We start from the raw sequence: 21855 nt of genomic DNA, 5'->3' as shown, positions 1-21855 counted from the left end.
TTTTATGAACAATCCGGGTTTGTTCCAAGCAAGGTGGAACCTCCGCCGGTTGGTGCTGTGCAATTTCGTGCCTCTGGTACTGCTGGCATTCTGGTTATGGCCTACGGGTCAGATGTTGTGCGTGTTTTTCGACGAGTGGCTGTTTCACCTGCTCAATGCTCCGTTGGCCAGCAACCCGATATGGCTCCACATCTGGGCAATTGCAAGTCTGCGTCCGTTCGACGCGGTGGTCGGGGTGATTTTGCTGACACTGCTGATCAAGGGCGATTGGGTGTTCGACGCCATCGATGTCCGCCGGGCGTTTTTCGGCTTCCTGGCGATCCTGTTGTTGCTGCTGTTTATCCGCATGCTGTTTTCGAAACTTGCCGATCACATGGGCTGGCAGCACAGCAGTCCGTCGATGATGATCAACGGCGCGATTCAGATGAGCGATTACTTCCCCGGGCTTGAGAAGACGTGGGAATTGAAGGACCGTTCGAGCCAGAGCTTTCCCGGTGACCATGCGTCTGTTCTGTTGATCTGGGCGCTGTTCATGACGGTGTTCAGCCGTGGAACCGGGCAGACGCTGACGATCTGGGGCCTGGCGTTGCTGTTCATGATGCCGCGACTGGTGGCGGGCGCGCATTGGGGCCAGGACGATTACATCGGCGGCGTGCTGCTGGCGGTCTGGGCGTTGGGCTGGGGTTACTACACGCCCTTTGCGTATCACGTTTCGGGGTTTTTCCTGAAGGTGACGGCGCCGGTGTTCGGGCTGCTGGGGAAATTGCCGGTGGTTTCGCGGATGAGTGTGGTGCGTAGCGTTTCAGTTCGGTAATTGATCGTTCCCACGCTCTGCGTGGGAATGCAGCCCGGGACGCTCCGCGTCCCAAAGCGGACGCGGAGCGTCCATTGAGGCATTCCCACGCAGAGCGTGGGAACGATCCTTGGACTACTCGTCGTTACTGCTCCCGCGAAACTTGAACAAGTCCCGTCGCTGTTTCTTGCTCGGTTTGCCATCGGTGCTCACGCCCAACGACCCGGCCTTGCGCATCGCCGCGGCCGCTTCACGCTTGGCGACGCTTGCCTCGGTCTCGGCGTACAACGTCTGCGCTTCTGGCGCGCCACGGCGCACGATCGACAGCGCCTGGACCACAATGGTTTTTTCCTCAAACCCGATGCGAATCTGAAACTCATCACCGATGCGCGGCTCCTTGCCCGGTTTGCAGCGATCTCCCCGGCAGTGCACCTTGCCACTCTCGATGGCCGACTTGGCCAAGGCACGTGTTTTGTAAAAACGCGCGGCCCACAACCATTTGTCGAGACGGACCTTGTCGTCCTCTTCCTGTTTTTGTGCCATACGAATTCCTCTTTCTGCCAATAGTCGGAACTGTACTACTGATTCTGTCGGGCGCAAGAACCGGGTCTGCCAGCTAGAATCTGGTCTCGGCCGGATCTCCGGCATGGAGTGATCGAGTGACTATATTTCCGTCTTCATTAACTTCGCCCCAAAACGCTTGCAAGGGCTGCCAGCAAAGCGAGCCGCTGGGCTTCGATTTTGCCTTTGCCTTCCAACCCATCGTCGACCTGCGGGACCAATCGGTGTTCGCCCACGAAGCCCTCGTCCGTGGCCTGGCCGGTGAAGGCGCGCTGTCCGTGTTAGATCAGGTTACAGAAGAGAACCGCTACCGTTTCGACCAGCGCTGCCGGACCCGCGCCATCGAAGGTGCGGCAAATCTTAATATGCAGACACACTTGTCGATCAACTTCATGCCCAACGCGGTCTATCGTCCAGAACTATGCATTCGCAGCACCCTGGCGGCGGCGAAGGAACACAATTTTCCGATCGACCGACTGATTTTCGAAACCCTGGAAAGCCAACACGTAGATAACTATCGCCATTTGACCAATATTCTGCGTGAATACCGCGAATTCGGCTTCAAGACCGCCATCGACGATTTCGGTGCCGGTTATTCGGGGCTCAATCTGCTGGCTGATTTCCAACCGGACCTGATCAAACTCGACATGGCGCTGATCCGCGATGTCGATCGCGACCGTGTTCGTCAGGCTATCGTTCGGGGGGTTGTCACAATGTGTGCGGAGTTGAACGTTACAGTCATTGCCGAAGGCATTGAGAGCGCCGGTGAACGGGATTTCCTGGCGGACTGTGGAATATTTCTGATGCAGGGCTTCTGGTTCGCCAAACCTGCATTCAAGGCATTGCCCCAGGTACCCCCTGAGGCGTGGATGCGTTAATCGCCGGTTTTTCCTATTGAAGACATTTGACCATTTGACCGTTGTCGGTCTGCGCGAGTGGGTGGCGCTCCCGGATTTGGGAGTCGCGGGCCTTCGGGCAAAAATCGACACCGGCGCCAGCACCTCCAGCCTGCACGCCACCGACATCGAGACCTTCGAGCGGGACGGGCAGGAATGGGTGCGCTTCACCGCGCACCTGGGCACGGTGGTGCAACTGCGCCACCGCCGCTGCGAGGCGCCGCTGGTGACGATGAAAACCATCAAGAGCTCCAACGGCCACGCGCAGATGCGCTACGTGGTCAGCACCACCCTGGCCCTCGGTGATCGGGTCTGGCGGGTCGAGTTCACCCTCGCTTGCCGCAAGTCCATGCGTTATCGCCTGTTACTCGGTTCCAAAGCCCTGATCGACGGCCAGCTGGTGGTCAATCCGGGGATCAAATACGTACAAGACAAGCCGGTGTTCCCGGTATCTACCTCTTCCACAGGTGTTGCATGAAGATCGCTGTGCTGTCGCGAAACCCGCGTCTGTATTCCACCCGTCGTCTGGTCGAAGCCGGTATCGAGCGTGGCCATGAAATGGTGGTGATCGACACCCTGCGCGCCTACATGAACATTGCCAGCCACAAACCGCAGATCCACTACCGCGGCAAGCCGCTGGAGGGTTTCGATGCGGTGATCCCGCGGATCGGTGCGTCGGTGACGTTTTATGGCTGCGCGGTGTTGCGCCAGTTCGAAATGATGGGCGTGTTCCCGCTCAACGAGTCGGTGGCCATCGCCCGTTCCCGGGACAAATTGCGCTCGCTGCAATTGCTGTCGCGCCGGGGCATCGGTTTGCCAGTCACCGGGTTTGCCCACTCGCCGGACGACATTCCCGACCTGATCGACATGGTCAACGGCGCGCCGCTGGTGATCAAAGTGCTGGAAGGCACCCAGGGCATCGGTGTGGTGCTGTGTGAAACGGCCACCGCGGCAGAGTCGGTGATCGAGGCGTTCATGGGCCTGAAGCAGAACATCATGGTTCAGGAGTACATCAAGGAAGCCGGTGGCGCGGACATTCGCTGCTTCGTGGTCGGCGACAAGGTAATCGCGGCGATGAAGCGTCAGGCCAAGCCAGGGGAGTTCCGCTCCAACCTGCATCGCGGCGGCAGTGCGAGCCTGATCAAGATCACGCCGGAAGAACGCATGACCGCGTTGCGTGCCGCGAAGGTGATGGGTTTGGCGGTGGCCGGTGTGGATATCCTGCGTTCCAATCACGGGCCGCTGGTGATGGAAGTGAACTCGTCGCCGGGGCTGGAAGGGATTGAGACCACCACCGGTAAGAATGTGGCGGGGATCATCATCGAGCACCTTGAGAAGAATGGTGGGCCGAATATGACGCGCACCAAAGGCAAAGGCTAAACCCAACTCGGTCCCCTGTGGCGAGGGAGCTTGCTCCCGCTCGGCTGCGCAGCAGTCGTAAAACCACACAACCGTGTTCTAGCTGAAAGAACGCGGTTGCCGGGATCGGGAGTCCTACGGCCTCCAGCGGGAGCAAGCTCCCTCGCCACAGAGGCTTTGTGTGATGGTTAGACCGCATCCCGCGGCAGCATCAACCCCAGCGGCAACCGCACCCGCGCCTCAAGTCCACCACCCGAACGGTTACGCAGCTCAACATTCCCGCCATGCATCGAAGCAATCCGCTTCACAATCGCCAGGCCCAGGCCGGTGCCCTTCCCGCCCCGCGCCCGATCACCGCGGGTAAACGGGTTGAAGATCGCCTCCAGCTCCGACGGATCAATCCCCGCGCCACGGTCCATGACGCTCAGCACCACATACGGCGCACTGATGTCGCCGGACACATAGGCCGCGACTTCAACACTGCTGCCCGCATGGTTCAAGGCGTTGCCGATCAGGTTGTTCAGCAAGCGCTTCATCGAGACTCGACGCAGCGGAAACGGCTGTATCGGCTCCAGGCGCAACTGAACTTTCTGTTCGTTCTGGTTGTACGGCGCAGCCACTTCCCGCACCAGATCCGTCAGGTCCACCTCTTCCACCGACTCGTCACGACCGTCGCGAATGAACGCCAGGAACTGATCGAGAATCGCGTCCATGTCTTCGATGTCGCGCACCATGTCATCGCTGAGATCACTGTGGTCGCCCATCAATTCCAGGGACAGGCGCAAACGGGTCAGCGGCGTGCGCAGGTCGTGGGACACCCCGGCCAGCATCAACTCGCGCTCGCGGCCGGCCTGCTCGACGTCTTCGGCCATCTGGTTGAAAGCGCGGTAAACCTCGGCCATCTCGCTCGGCGTGTCGCTGATCGGCAGGCGCACGCTGCGGCCCTGGCCGAGTTGCCGTGCGGCATAGACCAGGCGTTTCAAGGGTTGATTGAGCTGGCTGACGAAGATCCACGCCGAAGCGGTGGACAGCAAGCCGATGGCGAGGAACCAGCCGAGCACGTTCCAGATTTTCTGGCCACGCAACGGATGCGGGTACAACGGCACTTTCAGCCAGCCATCGCCCAGGCTCGGCGCCCGGACCCACAGCGCCGGCGGGGAGTGCATGCGTAATCGAACCTCGGTGTCGGCACCCAGCTCCGCCTGCATTTGTCGCTGATAAATCTCGCTGTACGGCCAGTGTTGTTCGCCTTCCGGCACACCGGCGCCCACGACCCGGATCAGGGTCGCGGCATCTGCAATTTTCGTACGGTTTTCTTCATCGGCGGCCCAATAGGCGCGCAGCGTCAGGGCGACGCCGTGGCTGTATTGGCGGTCCACCAGCACGTCTTCGTTCATCAATAGATAAACCAGGGTCAGCGCTTTGGAGAACAGGACGACAATCAGCACCAGCCACAGGGTGCGGGAGAAGAAACTCTGGGGGAACCAAACGGGGGTTTTCATGGATAACCGCTACACACTTGCAGGAGCGAGCGATGCTCGCATATTGCGGATCGCGAGTCTGCGGACAACTTCGTCCGCAAACCCGCTCCTACAAATCGCCGATCACTTGGTGGCGGCGCCGTCCGGAACGAACACGTAACCCACGCCCCAGACTGTCTGGATGTAGCGCGGTTTGGACGGATCGGGCTCGATCATCCGGCGCAGACGGGAGATCTGCACGTCGATGGAACGCTCCAGGGCATCCCATTCGCGGCCACGGGCCAGGTTCATCAGCTTGTCGCGGGTCAGCGGCTGACGGGCGTTCATGACCAAGGCCTTGAGTACCGCGAACTCACCGGTGGTGAGCATGTGTACTTCGTCACCGCGCTTGAGTTCGCGGGTGGCCAGGGACAGTTCGTAGTCACCGAAGGTCACGCTTTCGTCTTCGCTGCCCGGCGCACCCGGCACTGGCGCGGCCTGACGACGCAGGACCGCTTTGACCCGGGCCATCAGCTCGTCCGGGTTGAACGGCTTGGCCAGGTAATCGTCGGCGCCCAGTTCCAGGCCCTTGATGCGGCTCAGCTCATCACCCTTGGCGGTGAGCATGATGATCGGGATCAGGTTGTTCGCGCCACGCAGGCGGCGGCAGGCGGTCAAACCGTCTTCGCCGGGCAACATCAAGTCGAGGACGACCAGGTTGAACACTTCACGCGCCAGCAGGCGGTCCATCTGTTCGGTGTTCGGTACGGCGCGGGCGCGGTAGCCCTTGCTGACGAAAAAGCGTTCCAGCAGGCTGCTCAGCCCTGGATCGTCATCAACAATCAGAATTTTTTCGCCTTCAGCATTGTTTGCAGTGCTGCTCATTAGATGCTCCTTTTAGCTCGGCGCGCATTATGGCGTAGCTGCCGTTATACGCACCGTGTGCATTGTTAGCAGATTTTTCCTTCATCGCCAGAAAACCGGTATTTCTGCCTACAGGGTGCAATGCCCCCGAATGACAGAACGCTGGTTATAATGCGCGGCGTTTTGTGTCAGGCAACGTCTGATCGTCACTGTGGGTGGCCGCTTTTTATTTTCACGGCTTGCGCAGTAATTGTTCGATTTCACGGGTCAACGGAATGCCTTTTGACCCAGGCAGCGGCGCAGGCCAGGCCGCTCAACCAGACTCGCCGGGCCTTTATCCCTGCGCCTGCGAGCCTGCTTTCACAATTTGTCAGGTGGTTTTATGGACAGCATCAACAGCCGCATCGCCGAGGAACTCGGTGTACGCCCACAACAGGTCGAAGCGGCCGTCGCGCTACTCGATGAGGGCTCTACCGTTCCCTTCATCGCCCGCTACCGGAAAGAAGTGACCGGCAGCCTCGATGACATCCAGTTGCGGCATCTGGAAGAGCGCCTGCGCTACCTGCGAGAACTCGACGAACGGCGCATCAGCATCCTGGCCAGCATCCAGGAACAGGGCAAGCTGACCCCACAATTGGAACGCGACATCAAACTCGCCGACACCAAGACCCGCCTCGAAGACTTGTACCTGCCGTACAAGCAGAAGCGCCGCACCAAGGGCCAGATCGCCCTGGAAGCCGGCCTCGGCGAGCTGGCTGACGGCCTGTTCAACGACCCGAGCCTGACGCCAGACGCCGAAGCCGCGCGCTTCGTCGACGCCGAAAAAGGCGTGGCCGATGTGAAGGCCGCCCTCGAAGGCGCCAAATACATCCTCATGGAACGCTTCGCCGAAGACGCCGGCCTGCTGGACAAGCTGCGCAGCTACCTCAAGCAGGAAGCCACCCTCAGTGCCCGCGTGATCGCCGGCAAGGAAGAGGAAGGCGCCAAGTTCCGCGACTATTTCGAACACGATGAACCGCTCAAAAGCATGCCGTCGCACCGCGCGCTGGCGATTTTCCGTGGCCGCAACGAAGGCATCCTGAGTTCGGCGCTGAAAGTCGGCGACGAGTTGCCGGGCACCATGCACCCGTGTGAAGGCATGATCGGCCAGCAATTCGGCATCCAGAACCAGAACCGCGCCGCCGACAAATGGCTGGGCGAAGTGGTGCGCTGGACCTGGAAAGTGAAGCTCTACACGCATTTGGAAACCGATCTGCTGGGCGAACTGCGCGACGGCGCCGAGACCGAAGCGATCAACGTGTTCGCGCACAACCTGCACGACTTGCTGCTGTCGGCCCCGGCCGGCCCGCGCGCCACCCTGGGCCTCGACCCGGGCCTGCGCACCGGTTGCAAAGTGGCCGTGGTCGATTCCACTGGCAAGCTGCTGGATCACGCCACGGTTTACCCACACGTGCCGCACAACAAGTGGGACCAGACCATCGCGATCCTCGCCGCCCTGTGCGCCAAGCACTCCGTGGACCTGATCGCCATCGGCAACGGCACCGCCAGCCGTGAAACCGACAAACTGGCTGCTGAGCTGATCAAAAAATACCCAGCGATGAAGATGACCAAAGTCATGGTGTCCGAGGCCGGTGCATCGGTTTACTCGGCGTCGGAACTGGCGTCCAAGGAATTCCCGGACCTCGACGTGTCGATCCGTGGCGCGGTGTCGATTGCTCGGCGCTTGCAGGATCCGCTGGCGGAGTTGGTGAAGATCGACCCGAAATCCATCGGTGTCGGCCAGTACCAGCACGACGTGTCGCAGCTGAAACTGGCGCGCGGCCTGGACGCGGTGGTCGAAGACTGCGTAAACGCCGTGGGCGTGGACGTGAACACCGCTTCCGTGGCGCTGCTGGCCCGCATCTCCGGCCTCAATGCGACACTGGCACAGAACATCGTCAGCCACCGCGACGAGCACGGCGCGTTCAAAACCCGTGCGGCGCTGAAGAAAGTCGCGCGTCTGGGCGAAAAAACCTTCGAACAGGCTGCCGGTTTCCTACGCGTCATGAATGGCGACAACCCGCTGGATTCGTCCGCCGTTCACCCGGAAGCCTATCCGCTGGTGCAGCGCATTGCCGCTGAAACCGACCGAGATATCCGCTCGCTGATCGGCGACGCGAGCTTCCTCAAGCGCCTCGATCCGAAGAAGTACACCGATGAAACATTCGGTCTGCCAACGGTCACCGACATCCTGCAAGAACTGGAAAAACCCGGTCGCGATCCGCGTCCCGAGTTCAAGACCGCCGAGTTCCAGGAAGGCGTCGAAGACCTCAAGGACCTGCAACTGGGGATGATCCTCGAAGGCGTGGTGACCAACGTGACCAACTTCGGCGCGTTCGTCGACATCGGCGTGCATCAGGACGGTTTGGTGCACATCTCCGCGCTTTCGGAGAAGTTCATCAAGGATCCGCGCGAAGCGGTGAAGGCCGGTGATGTGGTCAAGGTGAAGGTCATGGAAGTCGATATCCCGCGCAAACGCGTCGGCCTGTCGATGCGCATGAGCGACACGCCGGGCGAGAAAATCGACGGCGCCCGTGGCGCACGCCCGGGCTCGTCTTCGCGCCAATCCCAGAACACTGCACCGCGCAAGGAAACCACGGCGCCGGCCCCGGCCAACAACGCCATGGCTTCGCTGTTCGCCAATGCCAAGCAGTTGAAGAAACGCTGATGGACATCCCTGCCGGGCTGACCGAAAGCGCTTTTTTCAAGTTGCTGGGATGTCGTTTGCACAGTCTGGAAACCGGGGTGGCGCAAGTCGCCCTGGGGCTGGCGCCAGAACTGCGCAATCGCGGCGGCAAGCTGCACGGCGGGGCGTTGTTCAGTCTGGTGGACATTGCCATGGGGCTGGCCTGTTCCAGCACCCACGGCTTTGACCAGCAGAGCGCGACCATCGAATGCAAGATCAACTACATTCGCGCCGTGTCTGACGGTGAAGTGATGTGCACGGCGCGGGTCATCCATCCGGGCCGCCGCACATTGGTGGTCGAAGCCGACGTGATGCAAGGCGACAAATTGGTCGCAAAAGCGCAAGGCACGTTCGCTGTCCTATAGCTCCCCACCCTCGATTTGAGTTAATTTCGGCGCTACGACTGCGGCGTCGAACTTTTCCGCGTGCGCGACAGCCAGATTCAGGGAGTGAAGTTGGCATTTCAGTACGGGCCGATATGGCTCAAGAACCAGGCGAAAACGCCAGTTTTAACTTCACCCTTGTAGACCGTCTTGCCCACCCCCATATTGGGGCGACTGACGCGTGAAGGAATCCAACTTGAGCGAACTTCTCAACCGCCGCCTGGCTCTGCTCGGCGAGCGCGCTAACCTCTCTCTGCTCGAACAGTGCCTTCACGGCATCGAACGTGAATGCCTGCGCGTGACCGATGAAGGTCGACTGGCGCAAACGCCGCACCCGGAAGAATTGGGTTCCGCGCTGACCAACGAAAAAATCACCACCGATTATTCCGAATCGTTGCTGGAGTTCATCACGCCCGCCCTGCCCGACCCGGCAGACACGTTGGCGAGCCTGGACAGCATTCACCGTTTTGCCTACAGCAAGCTCGGCAACGAGTACCTGTGGAGTCCATCGATGCCGTGCCCGTTGCCGGCCGAGGAAGATATCCCGATCGCCTATTACGGCACGTCCAACATCGGTCAACTCAAGTACGTCTACCGCAAGGGTTTGGCCCTGCGTTATGGCAAGACCATGCAGTGCATTGCCGGGATTCACTACAACTTCTCCTTGCCGGAACAGCTCTGGCCGCTGCTCAAAGAGGCTGAAGGCTTTGTCGGCACCGACCGCGACTATCAGTCGTCGGCCTACATCGCGCTGATTCGCAACTTCCGTCGCTACAGCTGGCTGCTGATGTATCTGTTCGGTGCCTCGCCGGCGCTGGATGCCGGTTTCCTGCGCGGCCGCTCCCATCAACTGGAGCAACTGGACCCGGACACCTTGTACCTGCCATACGCCACCAGCCTGCGCATGAGCGACCTCGGTTATCAAAGCAATGCCCAGGCCGGCCTGACGCCGTGCTACAACGACCTGGCGAGCTACACCGACAGCCTGCGCAAAGCGGTGGCCACGCCTTACGCCCCGTACGTTGAAGTCGGCACGCACAAGGACGGTGAGTGGATTCAGCTCAACACCAACATCCTGCAGATCGAAAACGAGTACTACTCCAACATCCGCCCCAAACGCGTGACCTACACCGGCGAGCGGCCGATCCAGGCGCTGGTGGCCCGTGGCATTCAGTACGTCGAAGTACGTTGCCTGGACATCAACCCGTTCCTGCCGATGGGCATCGACCTGACCGAGTCGCGCTTCCTCGATGCGTTCCTGCTGTACTGCGCGTTGAATGAAAGCCCGTTGCTGGCCAACACCACCTGCACCAATGCCACGACCAACTTCCTCAGCGTGGTCAAGGAAGGTCGCCGCCCGGGCCTGCAATTGCAGCGTGACGGCCAACCGGTGGACATGAAGGAATGGGCCACCGAGTTGCTGGAGCAGATTGCCCCGCTGGCCGCGTTGCTTGATCAAAGCCATGGCGGCGAGGCGCACAGCAAGGCGCTGGACGTGCAATTGGAGAAGATCAAGGACCCGTCCCGGACGCCTTCGGCCATGGTGCTGGCGGCGATGGCCGAGCATAAGGAAAGCTTTGCCCAGTTCTCCCTGCGTCAGAGCCGGGTTCATGCGGAGTACTTTCGCAGTGAACCGCTGAGCGTTGAAGAGCAGGCGAAGTTTGAGGAGCTGGCGCGCAAGTCGCTGGCTGATCAGACGGAACTGGAACAGAACGAAGTCGGCGATTTCGATGTGTTTGTCGGGTCGTATCAGGCGAGTATTCTGGCGATCAGTAACTAAGCGGCGATCTTGATCGTTCCCATGCTCCGCGTGGGAATGCCTCAAGGGACGCTCCGCGTCCAGTGACGCGGAGCGTCACGGGCTGCATTCCCACGCAGAGCGTGGGAACGATCTGGTGACGTGCTTAGAATTTTCCGCTCATAAGCTACGGGACGCTGCCAGGGTTGCGATTTTTTTTGCCTGCACAAAAGCAAATGTGGATCCACAGGCTACTTTTGTAGGCACTGCCGCAGGCGGCGATCTTGATCGTTCCCATGCTCCGCGTGGGAATGCCTCAAGGGACGCTCTGCGTCCAGTGACGCGGAGCGTCACGGGCTGCATTTTCACGCAGAGCGTGGGAACGATCTGGTGACGTGCTTAGAATTTTCCGCTCATAAGCTAATTCGAAAAAGTTATTTATTTTCGGATTCTTATATCATTTAGTCTCCTTTCACGCCGATCCTCGGTCGCCTGATAGGAGCTTCTCTCAATGAAAATGAATTTCCCTCTTCGCCTCCTGGCGGCCGCGTCTTTGGCTGCGGCGAGTTTCTTTGCCCAGGCGGCTGACGTCACCGTCGCCTACCAGACCACCGTCGACCCGGCCAAAGTCGCCCAGGCCGACGGCGCTTATGAAAAAGCCACCAACGCCAAGATCGACTGGCGCAAATTCGACAACGGTGCCGACATCATCGCCGCCATCGCTTCCGGCGACGTGCAGATCGGCTACCTCGGTTCCAGCCCCCTGACCGCTGCGATCACTCGCAAAGTCCCGGTGGAAACCTTCCTCATTGCCACCCAGATCGGCGCCGCTGAAGCCCTGGTCGCTCGCGACGGTTCCGGGATCAAGACCCCGCAAGACCTGATCGGCAAGAAAATCGCCGTGCCATTCGTTTCCACCGGCCACTACAGCCTGCTGGCCGCGCTCAAGCACTGGAACATCGACCCGTCGAAAGTCACCATCCTCAACCTCGCGCCGCCGGCCATCGTGGCTGCGTGGAAACGCGGTGATATCGACGCCACTTACGTTTGGGACCCGGCTCTGGGCGTCGCCAAGGAAAACGGCAAAGTGCTGATCACCTCCGGCGAACTGGCCAAGTTCGGCGCGCCGACTTTCGATGCCTGGATCGTGCGTAAAGACTTCGCCGAGAAGCACCCGGAAATCGTCACCGCATTCGCCAAAGTGACCCTCGACGCCTACGCCGACTACCGCAAGGATCCGAATGCCTGGCTCGCCAACCAAAGCAACGTCGACAAACTGGTGAAGCTGTCCGGGGCCAAAGCGGCTGACATTCCATTGCTGCTGCAAGGCAACGTCTACCCACTGGCGGCTGATCAAGTGATCACCCTCGGCGCACCGACCACCAAGGCCATCACCGACACCGCCGCGTTCCTGAAAGAACAAGGCAAGGTCGAGGCCGTGCTGCCGGACTACGCCCCGTATGTCAGCGCGAAATACATCACCAACTGATCGGAGTTAACCGCGATGGCTTTGCTACAGCTGGAGCGCATCAGCGCACAGTACCCCGGCAGTCCGGAACCGGTACTGACGGATATTTCCTTGAGCCTGGGGCCCCAGCAATTGCTGGTGGCCCTCGGCCCGTCCGGCAGTGGCAAGACTTCGCTGTTGAACCTGATCGCCGGTTTCGTCGAACCCAGCGCCGGACGCATCACCCTCGATGGCGTGCCGGTCAAAGGCCCGAGTGCTGAACGCGGCGTGGTGTTCCAGGACGATGCGTTGCTGCCTTGGCAGGACGTGCTGGCCAATGTGGGTTTCGGTCTGGAACTGGCCGGTGTGTCGAAAGAAAAACGCGAGATCCGCGCCAGGGAAATGCTCGCACTGGTGGACCTGTCCGGTTTCGAAAACCGGCGCATCTGGCAGCTCTCGGGCGGCCAGAAGCAACGTGTCGGCCTCGCCCGCGCCCTTGCTGCCGACCCGCGCGTGTTGCTGATGGACGAGCCTTTCGGCGCCCTCGATGCCTTCACCCGCGAACAGATGCAGGAACTGTTGCTGCAAGTCTGGCAGCGCACCGCCAAACCGGTGTTCCTGATCACCCACGACATCGAAGAAGCGGTGTTCCTCGCCACTGACCTGATTCTGCTGGCGCCCAACCCCGGGCAAATCGTCGAGCGCCTGAGCCTGGACTTCGGCCAGCGTTACGCCGCCGGTGAGTCGGCACGGGCGATCAAATCCGACCCGCGCTTTATCGAAACCCGCGAACACGTGCTCGCCAAAGTGTTCTCCCAACGCAGCGCCGCCACGCGGCAGGAGCGCGCATGAGCAGCTATGAAATTCCGGCCGTGACGGTGAAACCCGGTTCGACGGTGATTCCGGTGCGGCGCAGTGTGAGCACGCGCTGGATCAGCGTGCTGACGTTGTTCGCTTTGGTGTTCATCTGGTGGGCCGTCACCGCCACCGGCATGATCGAGCCGCTGTTCCTGCCACCGCCGTCCGCCGTGCTGCAAAAAGGCTGGCTGCTGGCGACCACCGGCTACATGGATTCGACCTTGTGGCAGCACTTGGGCGCGAGCCTGAGCCGCATCGGCCTGGGCCTCGGCTTCGCGGTGCTCACCGCCGTGCCGGTGGGGATTGCCATCGGCCACAACCGCATCGCTCGCGGCATTCTCGATCCGCTGATCGAGTTCTACCGCCCGATTCCACCGCTGGCCTACCTGCCGCTGATCGTGATCTGGTGCGGCATCGGTGAGCTGTCGAAAGTCTTGCTGATCTACCTGGCGATCTTCGCCCCGATTGCCATCGCCACCGCCACCGGCGTGCGCACGGTTGATCCGGCCAAGTTGCGCGCCGCGCAGTCCTTGGGCGCGACCCGGGCGCAGTTGATTCGGCATGTGATTCTGCCGAGCGCGCTGCCGGACATCTTGACCGGCGTGCGCATCGGTCTGGGCGTGGGTTGGTCGACGCTGGTCGCCGCCGAATTGATCGCCGCCACCAGCGGTTTGGGCTTTATGGTGCAGTCGGCGGCGCAATTCCTGGTCACCGATGTGGTGGTGCTGGGGATTCTGGTGATCGCGCTGATTGCCTTCGCCATGGAAATGGGCCTGCGCGCCCTGCAACGCAAATTGGTGCCGTGGCACGGCCAGGCGCACTGAAGATTTGTCACTGACTACGCCGACAACTCGGCGCCCCGGATTGAAGAGAACCACCATGAGCCACCTGACCATCGTCCCTTTAAGCTCGGCCCTCGGCGCGCAGATCAGCGGCATCGACATCAGTCAGCCGCTGACCCCGCCACAGCGTGACGCCATCGAACAGGCGCTGCTCAAGCATCAGGTGCTGTTCTTCCGCGACCAACCGATCGAGCCGCAACAACAGGCACGGTTCGCCGCAAATTTTGGCGACCTGCACATTCACCCGATCTACCCGAACGTGCCGGAACAGCCGGAAGTGCTGATCCTCGACACCGCCGTTACCGACGTGCGCGACAACGCGATCTGGCACACCGACGTCACTTTCCTGCCGACCCCGGCGATGGGCGCGGTACTCAGTGCCAAGTTACTGCCGGAGTTTGGTGGCGACACGTTATGGGCCAGCGGGATTGCGGCGTATGAAGCGTTGTCGGCGCCGATGAAAACCTTGCTCGAAGGGCTGACCGCGACTCACGACTTCACCCGTTCATTCCCGCTGGAGCGCTACGGCAACACGCCGGAAGCATTAGCGCAGTGGGAGGAAGCCCGACGCAAGAACCCGCCGCTGTCGCACCCGGTGATTCGTACACACCCGGTGAGCAGGCGCCGGTCGCTGTTCGTCAATGAAGGGTTTACGTCGAAGATCAATGAGCTGTCGGAGACCGAGAGCGAGGTGATCCTGAAGTTTCTCTTCGCCCACGCCACACGGCCGGATTTCACCATTCGCTGGCGCTGGCAGAAGGACGACGTGGCGTTCTGGGATAACCGCGTGACTCAGCATTACGCGGTGGATGATTACCGCCCGGCGCGGCGGGTGATGCAGCGGGCGACGGTGTTGGGGGATGTGCCGTTTTTCAGGTAACCGATCGTTCCCACGCTCTGCGTGGTAATGCAGCCATGGACGCTCCGCGTCCGCTGTGACGCGGAGCGTCACGGGATGCATTCCTTTGCTGCGCGAGGGAACGATCAGTACGCGGAGCGTGGGAACGATCAGTACTCAGTTACTCAGCGGTAGAAGGCTTCTCCCAAAGATTGATCCCGCCCTCCTGGGCAAACCGATCAATCTCCGCCAACTCTTGCGCGCTAAAGCTCAGATTCTTCAACGCCCCGACGTTCTCGATAATCTGCTCCGGCCGGCTCGCGCCGATCAGGGCCGAGGTCACGCGCGGGTCACGCAGGGTCCAGGCCAAGGCCAGTTGCGCCAGGCTCTGGCCACGCCGCTTGGCAATCTCATTGAGCCCGCGCACGTGGGCGATGTTGGCTTCAGACAGGTGCGCCGACTGCAACGAACCACCGCCCGGACGGTTGACCCGCGCATCCTTCGGAATGCCGTTGAGGTATTTGTCGGTCAACAAACCCTGAGCCAACGGGGTGAACGCAATCACGCCAGCGCCGAGTTCATCGGTGACATCCAGCAGATCTTTTTCCACCCAGCGATTGAGCAGGTTGTAGGCCGGTTGGTGAATCAACAGTGGCACTTTCCACTCTTGCAGCAGCGCGGCCATTTCGCGGGTTTTCACCCCGGAGTAGGACGAGATGCCGATGTACAACGCCTTGCCCTGCTGCACGGCAGTGGCCAATGCGCTGGCGGTTTCTTCCAGTGGGGTGTCCGGGTCGAAGCGGTGGGAATAGAAGATGTCCACGTAGTCCAGGCCCAGGCGTTGCAAGCTCTGGTCGAGGCTGGCCAGCACGTATTTGCGCGAACCGCCGCCCTGGCCGTACGGGCCTGGCCACATGTCCCAACCGGCCTTGCTGGAGATGATCAGTTCGTCGCGGTACTGCTTGAAGTCTTCGCGCAGCAAGCGACCGAAGTTGATTTCGGCGCTGCCATACGGCGGGCCATAGTTGTTGGCCAGGTCGAAGTGGTTGATGCCCAGGTCGAACGCCGTGCGCAGCAACGAGCGCTGGGTGTCGATCGGCGTACTGTCGCCGAAGTTGTGCCACAGCCCCAGGGACAGTGCCGGCAGCACCAGCCCGCTGCGACCTACGCGGCGGTAAGGGATGGACTCATAGCGGTTTTCGGCAGCGGTGTAAGTCATCGAATCCTCTCTTGTCTGTTTTGAAATGGTGTCGATTTCCACCCGGGCCAACTCGCTTGCGGGAGAGGCCCGTCTTCTAATGTTCAGTGACTTCGATACGTCGAAGTTGACCAGCATACGCCCAAGTAATGCGCCGCCAACCCTGGCTGCGACTATTTGCTGAAACGTTTCACACTTCTTCCACACGCGGCTCTCGGCTTGCACGCGTGCGGCCCGAACGATCACCGACTACCCTTTGGATGAGCGCCACATTCAACGACCCTCCGAGTCGGTGGTGCCCACCGCCGCCGCCCAAATGTGTACTTTCCCGAGAAGCAGTATGTACCGCGAACCTTAGCGCTACCTGCACAACGAGACCTCGACAACTTCGATACAAAACGGTCAGATCACGGGCCGAGCGCCACTCTTAAACCGACGTGGCGAGGCAATATTTCGTACTACATGGCATGCATTTTTATAGGGGGTACAGCAATGACACCCAGGCCCAAAGCGCCCGTTCAGGACGCTCGATACAGCCTGCAAAGTCAAGGGTTCAGCGTGGTCTGAGCGCGTCATGGACTGGAAATCGCTCCGGGCGCAGCGCTCGACCTTGGGGACTACTCGCTCACACGGGAGACCGCCCGGCTGGCGACGATGCGAAGGGGGATGGAGAGTCCGGACGCGGGAACACCCGAGCGAAAGACACATCCCGGATCGACATGCACTACGCCCACACTGGATCTCCAGCGACCACTAAACTGGTGAACAACAAGGATCAATTGTGGGAGCGAGCTCGCTCGCGATGGCGGTCGGACAGGCAACACCTATCGACAGGCGGAGCACATATGCACACCACCATCATCATCTTCTTCGGCCTGGTCCTGCTCGCACTGATGCTCTACATCGGCGAGCGAGTCGGCTTCAGCCGCCAGACACTGACTTACAGCTTCGTCGTCCTGTGGCTGGCACTGACGGTGATCAACGGCGCGGTGGGCGTGGTCACGGCCAACCAGCCCGTGAGCTCGGAGCTGGTGGTCGGCACGGTGGTGTTCAGTGTGCCGGTGGCGGCGCTGGTGTTGTTCATGGTGTTGAACAAAGCCTAGCCGTCACCGGCGCTCGATCAGCGCACCAGGTGCAGGAACTGCATGTGCCGTTCGTACTGGTCGAGGATGTCGTTGATGATCTGCTCCTTGGTGTAGCCCACCAGATCGTAGTCCTGACTGCCCTCGCTCAGATGCACCTCGGCGCGGTAGTAGCGACGGTTGTTGAGTTGCTTGGAACCCATGCCGCCACGGGCGAAGGACGGCGTGAAGTAGCCGCGCATCTGCACCTGGTAGATGAACGGATGCTGCTCGCCATGACCGATTTCCAGGCTGACGCTGTCGTTGGCCGGGTCTGGCTGAGCGACCACGCTCAAGCCCTTCTCGACAAACACCGCCGTCACTTCTTCAATCGCCGGACGCACCGAGGTTTCGAGGAAGCGATAAACCTCATCCCGCGACGGGAAATGCACCGCCTGACTCAAGCGCTGACGCCAGCCTCCACGCTTGGAACCGGAGACCGGCGCCAGGGAATGCATCTGCGCAATCTGCTTCTGCGACTCCAGGTAGAACGCCTTGTGCAGCCCCCACATCATCAGCAGCAGGATCATCGAGAACGGCAACGAGGTCAGCACTACCGCCGACTTCAGCGCATCGATGCTGCCGGAGAACAGCAGCGCGCTGGTCACCAGCGCGGTCATCGCGCCCCAGAACACCCGCAGCCATTTCGGCCCGTCTTCATCCGGGTTGCCGCCCTTGGCCGACAGCGTAGACAGGACCACGGTGCCGGAGTCAGCGGAGGTGACGAAGAACACGAAGCTGATAAACACCGTGACCGCGATCACAGTCTTGCTCCACGGATAGGTTTCCAGCAGCAGGTACAGGGTCATCGACGGGTTATCGATGGCCGACATACCGAGCGCCGTCATGCCGTGGTTGAGCACCTGGTCGATGGCGCTGTTGCCGAAGATCGACATCCACGCCAGGGTGAAACCGAGCGGGATCAACAGCACGCCGAAGACGAATTCGCGGATGGTCCGGCCACGGGAAATCCGCGCGATGAACAGGCCCACGAACGGCGACCATGCGATCCACCAGGCCCAGTAGAACACCGTCCAGCCGCCTAGCCAGTCGCTGGGTTTATCGTAGGCGTAGAGGTCGAAACTCTTCATCGGCAACGCGCCGAGGTAGTCGCCGATGTTCTGGATCAAGGTGTTGAGCAGGTGCTGGGTCGGGCCGGCAAACAGCACGAACAGCAGCAGCGCGCAGGCCAGCAGCATGTTGATGTCGGACATCACCCGCACGCCTTTATCGACGCCGGAGACGGCAACGATGATCGCCGCGCCCATCATCAGCGTGATCAGGCCCACCTGAATCCAGTGGGTGTGGGCGATGCCGAACAGGTAGTCGAGCCCCGAGTTGAGGTGCAACACGCCAAACCCCATGTCCGCACCGAGGCCGAACACCGTGGCGATGATGCCGAAGCCATCCACCGCGTAGCCGATGGGGCCGTTGATGCGCTTGCCGATCAGCGGGTACAGCGCCGAACGCAGGGCCAGCGGCAGGTTATGCCGATAGGCGAAGTAGGCCAGCGCCATACCGACAAAGGCGAAAACGCCCCAGCCATGCAGGCCCCAGTGCAGAAACAGAATCTGCATCGCCTGGCGCGCCGCTTCCGGCGTGCCGGCGGTGCCTTGGGGCGGCTGCGCCAGGTGCGTCAGCGGTTCGGACACACAAAAGAAAAACAGCGTGATGCTGATCCCGGCCGCGAACAGCATGCCGGCCCAGGACAGGTAACTGAATTCGGGTTCGTCGTGGTCGGCACCGAGCTTGATCTTGCCGTAGCCCGATAACGCGGTGACCACCACGAAGACCAGATACAGGGTCATCGCGAGCATGTAATACCAGCCGACCGTATTGGCCGCCCAGTTTTGCGCTTCCAGCAGCCAGGCACCGGCCTGCTTGGGGAAGGCCATGACAACGATGCCGAACAACAGGATGAAACCCGCCGCGAAGTAAAACACCGGTGGATTCATGCGGACTTGGCCGCTTGGAAGGGTGGACGGTGCACTCATGAACAGCGCACCTCAAGGGGGTGAAACAGGGCAATCAGAAACGGACTCGGCAAGGGCAAGCCTCCTGTTGTGAGCGGGCAGCAAACCGGCGGTTTAACTTGAATGAGCGTTCAAGTTAAACATGAATAGCGTGCTAAGGACTAATCGCAGGGCTCGGCGGTCGCTTTCCTACGCTAGCTCAAGGAAGGGTATGACGTGGGGGTAGGGGGATTCGTTCACTGGGAAATTGGCGGATTGCCATTATCGCGGTTCGGCTTGAAACCATTCGCGGGCAAGCCTCGCTCCTACAGGTCCGCGCAATTTCGAAAAATCGCGCATAACCTGTAGGAGCGAGGCTTGCCCGCGAAGAGGCCAGTTCAGTCAGCCCAGATCTCGGGCCTTACTTCTGCGTTCCATCATCATGTTGCAAATTCGCCTGCGTCAGGTTGCACCCCGCCGGTACGCTGCGGGTCAGCCATACGTTGCCGCCAATGGTCGAGCCCTTGCCGATGGTGATCCGCCCCAGAATCGTCGCCCCGGCATAGATCACCACATCGTCCTCGACAATCGGATGCCGCGGATGGCCCTTCTGCAACTGGCCGTCCTCATCCGATGGGAAACGCTTGGCACCCAACGTCACGGCCTGATAGATCCGCACCCGCTCGCCGATGATCGCCGTTTCGCCAATCACCACACCCGTCCCGTGATCGATAAAGAAGCTGCGGCCGATCTGCGCCCCCGGATGAATGTCGATGCCGGTCGCCGAGTGCGCGATTTCCGCGCTGATCCGCGCCAGCAACGGCAACCCGGCACGGTACAAGTGATGGGCGAGGCGATGGTGAATCACCGCCAGGATCCCCGGATAGCACAGCAGCACTTCATCGACGCTGCGCGCTGCCGGGTCGCCGTGATAGGCCGCCAGCACGTCGGTGTCGAGCAGACTACGCAGCCCCGGCAAGGCAAGGGCGAAGTCCTGGATGATGGAAATGGTCTTGGCCTCGACTTCGGTGTCGACCTCGGCGCTGTGCCGGGCGGCGTAACGCAGTTCGAGTCGCGCCTGGGCCAGCAATGCGTTCAGCGCCACGTCGAGGGTATGGCCGACGTAGAAGTCTTCACTCTCTTCACGCAAATCCACCGGCCCCAGACGCATCGGGAACAACGCCCCGCACAAGGCTTCAAGAATCTCCGCCATCGCCGCCCGGGACGGCAACTCGCGACCGCCCTGCTCGCCGCTGGCGCGGCCGTTTTGTGCACGCCATTGATCACGTGCCGTGCGCAGCTGGCTGACGATGGTCTGCAATTGCCAATGGCTGGAACGCTCGCTCACGGTAAAAACTCCACACGGGCGGCCGGACTGTCTGGCCGCGCTGACGGCGATTACTTTACGGCAAGGGCTCTGAGCCGAATTAAGAACCAATTGTGCTGTGTTCAGCACATTCGGATATAAGCGATTGGCGGTTGCTCGCACAAATAGCCGTGCCTATAGTCCTGACATCCTCCTCCGCCAGTACGGACCCATGATCAAACAATCGCTTGCCCGCTTTAACCGCCTCGACCTGCTTGGCCACCCTACCGCTCTGGAAAAACTCGAACGCTTGTCCACCTGGCTGGGCCGCGATGTCTACGTCAAACGCGACGACCTGACACCGCTGGCGATGGGCGGCAACAAGCTGCGCAAACTCGAATACCTGGCCGCCGATGCGCTGGCCCAGGGCGCCGACACCTTGATCACCGCTGGCGCACTGCAATCCAACCACGTACGCCAGACGGCGGCCATCGCCGCCAAACTGGGCCTGGGTTGTGTGGCGCTGCTGGAAAATCCGCTGGGCACGGATGACGCCAACTATGTTGGCAACGGCAATCGGCTGTTGCTGGATTTGTTCGATGCCAAGGTCGAGCTGGTGGAGAACCTCGACAACGCCGACGACCAACTCCAAGCCTTGGCCGATCGCCTGCGCAATAACGGCAAGCATCCGTACGTGGTGCCGATTGGCGGCTCCAACGCCTTGGGTGCGCTGGGTTACGTTCGCGCCGGGCTGGAATTGGCAGAACAGATCAAGGACACCGGCCTGAAGTTCGCGGCCGTGGTCCTGGCGTCGGGCAGTGCCGGCACCCACAGTGGCCTGGCATTGGCCTTGAACGAAGCACTCCCGGATTTGCCAGTGATTGGCGTGACGGTGTCCCGTAGCGAGGAAGATCAGCGACCGAAAGTCCAGGGCCTGGCCGAGCGCACGGCGGAGTTGCTGGGGGTGAGTTTGCCGTCATCGTTCAAAGTCGAGTTGTGGGATGAATACTTCGGCCCGCGTTATGGCGAGCCGAATGCCGGGACGTTGTCGGCGGTGAAGTTGCTGGCGAGTCAGGAAGGTTTGCTGCTGGATCCGGTGTACACCGGCAAGGCCATGGCCGGATTGCTCGATGGCATTGGCCGTGGGCGGTTTGATGACGGGCCGATCATCTTCCTGCACACCGGTGGGGCGCCGGCGTTGTTTGCCTATAAAGACTTTCTTTGACCGATCGTTCCCGCGCAGACAGATCGTTCCCACGCTCCGCGTGGGAATGCCTCAAGGGACGCTCTGCGTTCCAATGGGACGCGGAGCGTCCCGGGCCGCATTCCCACGCAGAGCGTGGGAACGATCAACTGCGTCGGCCGCATATTCTATAAACGAATAACAAAATTGATATTTAGTATTTTCCTATCTAACGCCATCATCATATAGTCGCGCCGCAGGCGAATTTGGCGCGAGACGCATAAGCTGCTTTAGGGCAGGATATCGCAATCGTTCAAATCCCGATTTTGCC

General features: G+C 60.8%; 19 protein-coding genes. 13 read left to right on the top strand and 6 right to left on the bottom strand.

The window, feature by feature from the left end; translation table 11 throughout:
* Positions 1-4 precede the first annotated feature (4 nt).
* The gene (locus tag ACY4LX_RS02530; RefSeq protein WP_348132834.1) at positions 5-814 is read left to right on the top strand and encodes a phosphatase PAP2 family protein; all 810 of its coding nucleotides are present in this window, start codon (positions 5-7) and stop codon (positions 812-814) included.
* A 114-nt stretch (positions 815-928) separates the two neighbouring features.
* Here ACY4LX_RS02530 and ACY4LX_RS02525 read toward each other — a convergent pair whose 3' ends face one another.
* Positions 929-1336, bottom strand: a complete 408-nt coding sequence (locus ACY4LX_RS02525; RefSeq protein WP_149659039.1) for an RNA-binding S4 domain-containing protein — start codon at positions 1334-1336, stop codon at positions 929-931.
* A 116-nt stretch (positions 1337-1452) separates the two neighbouring features.
* On the opposite strand from ACY4LX_RS02525, the gene rimA reads away from it, so the two are divergent.
* From rimA to rimK, 3 genes are read left to right on the top strand one after another with little or no spacing between them, the layout of a single operon-like run.
* Entirely contained in the window at positions 1453-2232 is a 780-nt protein-coding gene (gene rimA, locus ACY4LX_RS02520; RefSeq protein ID WP_348132830.1) for a S6 modification regulatory phosphodiesterase RimA, read from the top strand.
* Positions 2233-2248: 16 nt separating this feature from the next.
* Positions 2249-2728, top strand: coding sequence for a retropepsin-like aspartic endopeptidase RimB (gene rimB, locus ACY4LX_RS02515; protein ID WP_054047776.1), 480 nt, complete (start codon positions 2249-2251; stop codon positions 2726-2728).
* Positions 2725-3630 carry a 30S ribosomal protein S6--L-glutamate ligase gene (rimK, locus tag ACY4LX_RS02510; RefSeq protein WP_054047778.1) on the top strand — a complete coding sequence of 302 codons (906 nt, stop codon included), beginning with the start codon at positions 2725-2727 and terminating at the stop codon, positions 3628-3630. The genes rimB and rimK overlap by 4 nt, the downstream gene beginning before the upstream one ends.
* A 167-nt stretch (positions 3631-3797) precedes the next feature.
* Here rimK and ACY4LX_RS02505 read toward each other — a convergent pair whose 3' ends face one another.
* A complete protein-coding gene (locus tag ACY4LX_RS02505) occupies positions 3798-5111 on the bottom strand; it encodes an ATP-binding protein (protein WP_133837757.1) in 1314 nt (437 codons plus the stop codon).
* A 102-nt stretch (positions 5112-5213) separates the two neighbouring features.
* Positions 5214-5954: an osmolarity response regulator transcription factor OmpR gene (gene ompR / locus ACY4LX_RS02500; RefSeq protein WP_123402686.1), complete on the bottom strand. Its 741-nt coding sequence runs from the start codon at positions 5952-5954 to the stop codon at positions 5214-5216.
* A 361-nt stretch (positions 5955-6315) separates the two neighbouring features.
* On the opposite strand from ompR, the gene ACY4LX_RS02495 reads away from it, so the two are divergent.
* The 7 genes from ACY4LX_RS02495 to tauD all read left to right on the top strand — a co-directional run bounded on the left by ACY4LX_RS02495 (position 6316) and on the right by tauD (position 14806).
* On the top strand, positions 6316-8640 hold the full coding sequence (locus tag ACY4LX_RS02495) for a Tex family protein (RefSeq protein ID WP_149659037.1): 2325 nt from the start codon (positions 6316-6318) through the stop codon (positions 8638-8640).
* Positions 8640-9023 carry a PaaI family thioesterase gene (locus tag ACY4LX_RS02490; protein ID WP_140668028.1) on the top strand — a complete coding sequence of 128 codons (384 nt, stop codon included), beginning with the start codon at positions 8640-8642 and terminating at the stop codon, positions 9021-9023. Before ACY4LX_RS02495 ends, ACY4LX_RS02490 begins: the two co-directional genes overlap by 1 nt.
* Positions 9024-9237: 214 nt before the next feature.
* Positions 9238-10821: a glutamate--cysteine ligase gene (gshA, locus tag ACY4LX_RS02485; RefSeq protein ID WP_149659036.1), complete on the top strand. Its 1584-nt coding sequence runs from the start codon at positions 9238-9240 to the stop codon at positions 10819-10821.
* A gap of 469 nt (positions 10822-11290) precedes the next feature.
* Complete coding sequence (gene tauA, locus ACY4LX_RS02480) at positions 11291-12268, top strand: taurine ABC transporter substrate-binding protein (RefSeq protein ID WP_463259088.1); 978 nt, start codon at positions 11291-11293, stop codon at positions 12266-12268.
* A 15-nt stretch (positions 12269-12283) separates the two neighbouring features.
* Positions 12284-13078 (top strand): taurine ABC transporter ATP-binding subunit, encoded by a 795-nt coding sequence (gene tauB, locus ACY4LX_RS02475; RefSeq protein WP_149659034.1) that lies wholly within the window; start codon positions 12284-12286, stop codon positions 13076-13078.
* Complete coding sequence (tauC, locus tag ACY4LX_RS02470; RefSeq protein ID WP_169372122.1) at positions 13075-13908, top strand: taurine ABC transporter permease TauC; 834 nt, start codon at positions 13075-13077, stop codon at positions 13906-13908. The genes tauB and tauC overlap by 4 nt, the downstream gene beginning before the upstream one ends.
* A gap of 55 nt (positions 13909-13963) precedes the next feature.
* The gene (tauD, locus tag ACY4LX_RS02465; protein ID WP_463259087.1) at positions 13964-14806 is read left to right on the top strand and encodes a taurine dioxygenase; all 843 of its coding nucleotides are present in this window, start codon (positions 13964-13966) and stop codon (positions 14804-14806) included.
* Between the two features lie 139 nt (positions 14807-14945).
* Here the strand turns inward: tauD and mgrA are convergent, their stop codons facing one another.
* Positions 14946-15983, bottom strand: coding sequence for an L-glyceraldehyde 3-phosphate reductase (mgrA, locus tag ACY4LX_RS02460; RefSeq protein WP_133837750.1), 1038 nt, complete (start codon positions 15981-15983; stop codon positions 14946-14948).
* Between the two features lie 824 nt (positions 15984-16807).
* On the opposite strand from mgrA, the gene ACY4LX_RS02455 reads away from it, so the two are divergent.
* Positions 16808-17065, top strand: a complete 258-nt coding sequence (locus ACY4LX_RS02455) for a hypothetical protein (RefSeq protein WP_463259086.1) — start codon at positions 16808-16810, stop codon at positions 17063-17065.
* 17 nt (positions 17066-17082) lie between these two features.
* Here ACY4LX_RS02455 and betT read toward each other — a convergent pair whose 3' ends face one another.
* A complete protein-coding gene (gene betT / locus ACY4LX_RS02450; protein ID WP_178129121.1) occupies positions 17083-19038 on the bottom strand; it encodes a choline transporter BetT in 1956 nt (651 codons plus the stop codon).
* Positions 19039-19456: 418 nt separating this feature from the next.
* On the bottom strand, positions 19457-20383 hold the full coding sequence (epsC, locus tag ACY4LX_RS02445; RefSeq protein WP_149659028.1) for a serine O-acetyltransferase EpsC: 927 nt from the start codon (positions 20381-20383) through the stop codon (positions 19457-19459).
* A gap of 190 nt (positions 20384-20573) precedes the next feature.
* Between epsC and ACY4LX_RS02440 the strand changes: the two genes are divergently transcribed.
* The gene (locus ACY4LX_RS02440; RefSeq protein ID WP_149659027.1) at positions 20574-21566 is read left to right on the top strand and encodes a D-cysteine desulfhydrase; all 993 of its coding nucleotides are present in this window, start codon (positions 20574-20576) and stop codon (positions 21564-21566) included.
* The last annotated feature ends 289 nt before the right edge of the window (positions 21567-21855 follow it).

This window comes from Pseudomonas sp. Emmai, assembly GCF_055179735.1.
The sequence above is the reverse complement of the archived record's forward strand: the minus strand, read 5'-3'. Positions and strand labels throughout refer to the sequence as shown.

What these genes read in the sequence shown, in the direction of transcription:
- tauB (WP_149659034.1), top strand. Translation starts at nt 12,284, where the DNA reads ATGGCTTTGCTACAGCTGGAGCGCATCAGCGCACAGTACCCCGGCAGT.
- ACY4LX_RS02525 (WP_149659039.1), bottom strand. Translation starts at nt 1,336, where the DNA reads ATGGCACAAAAACAGGAAGAGGACGACAAGGTCCGTCTCGACAAATGG.
- mgrA (WP_133837750.1), bottom strand. Translation starts at nt 15,983, where the DNA reads ATGACTTACACCGCTGCCGAAAACCGCTATGAGTCCATCCCTTACCGC.
- ACY4LX_RS02490 (WP_140668028.1), top strand. Translation starts at nt 8,640, where the DNA reads ATGGACATCCCTGCCGGGCTGACCGAAAGCGCTTTTTTCAAGTTGCTG.
- betT (WP_178129121.1), bottom strand. Translation starts at nt 19,038, where the DNA reads ATGAATCCACCGGTGTTTTACTTCGCGGCGGGTTTCATCCTGTTGTTC.
- tauA (WP_463259088.1), top strand. Translation starts at nt 11,291, where the DNA reads ATGAAAATGAATTTCCCTCTTCGCCTCCTGGCGGCCGCGTCTTTGGCT.
- ACY4LX_RS02530 (WP_348132834.1), top strand. Translation starts at nt 5, where the DNA reads ATGAACAATCCGGGTTTGTTCCAAGCAAGGTGGAACCTCCGCCGGTTG.
- rimK (WP_054047778.1), top strand. Translation starts at nt 2,725, where the DNA reads ATGAAGATCGCTGTGCTGTCGCGAAACCCGCGTCTGTATTCCACCCGT.
- ACY4LX_RS02505 (WP_133837757.1), bottom strand. Translation starts at nt 5,111, where the DNA reads ATGAAAACCCCCGTTTGGTTCCCCCAGAGTTTCTTCTCCCGCACCCTG.
- tauC (WP_169372122.1), top strand. Translation starts at nt 13,075, where the DNA reads ATGAGCAGCTATGAAATTCCGGCCGTGACGGTGAAACCCGGTTCGACG.
- ompR (WP_123402686.1), bottom strand. Translation starts at nt 5,954, where the DNA reads ATGAGCAGCACTGCAAACAATGCTGAAGGCGAAAAAATTCTGATTGTT.
- tauD (WP_463259087.1), top strand. Translation starts at nt 13,964, where the DNA reads ATGAGCCACCTGACCATCGTCCCTTTAAGCTCGGCCCTCGGCGCGCAG.
- ACY4LX_RS02440 (WP_149659027.1), top strand. Translation starts at nt 20,574, where the DNA reads ATGATCAAACAATCGCTTGCCCGCTTTAACCGCCTCGACCTGCTTGGC.
- ACY4LX_RS02495 (WP_149659037.1), top strand. Translation starts at nt 6,316, where the DNA reads ATGGACAGCATCAACAGCCGCATCGCCGAGGAACTCGGTGTACGCCCA.
- ACY4LX_RS02455 (WP_463259086.1), top strand. Translation starts at nt 16,808, where the DNA reads ATGCACACCACCATCATCATCTTCTTCGGCCTGGTCCTGCTCGCACTG.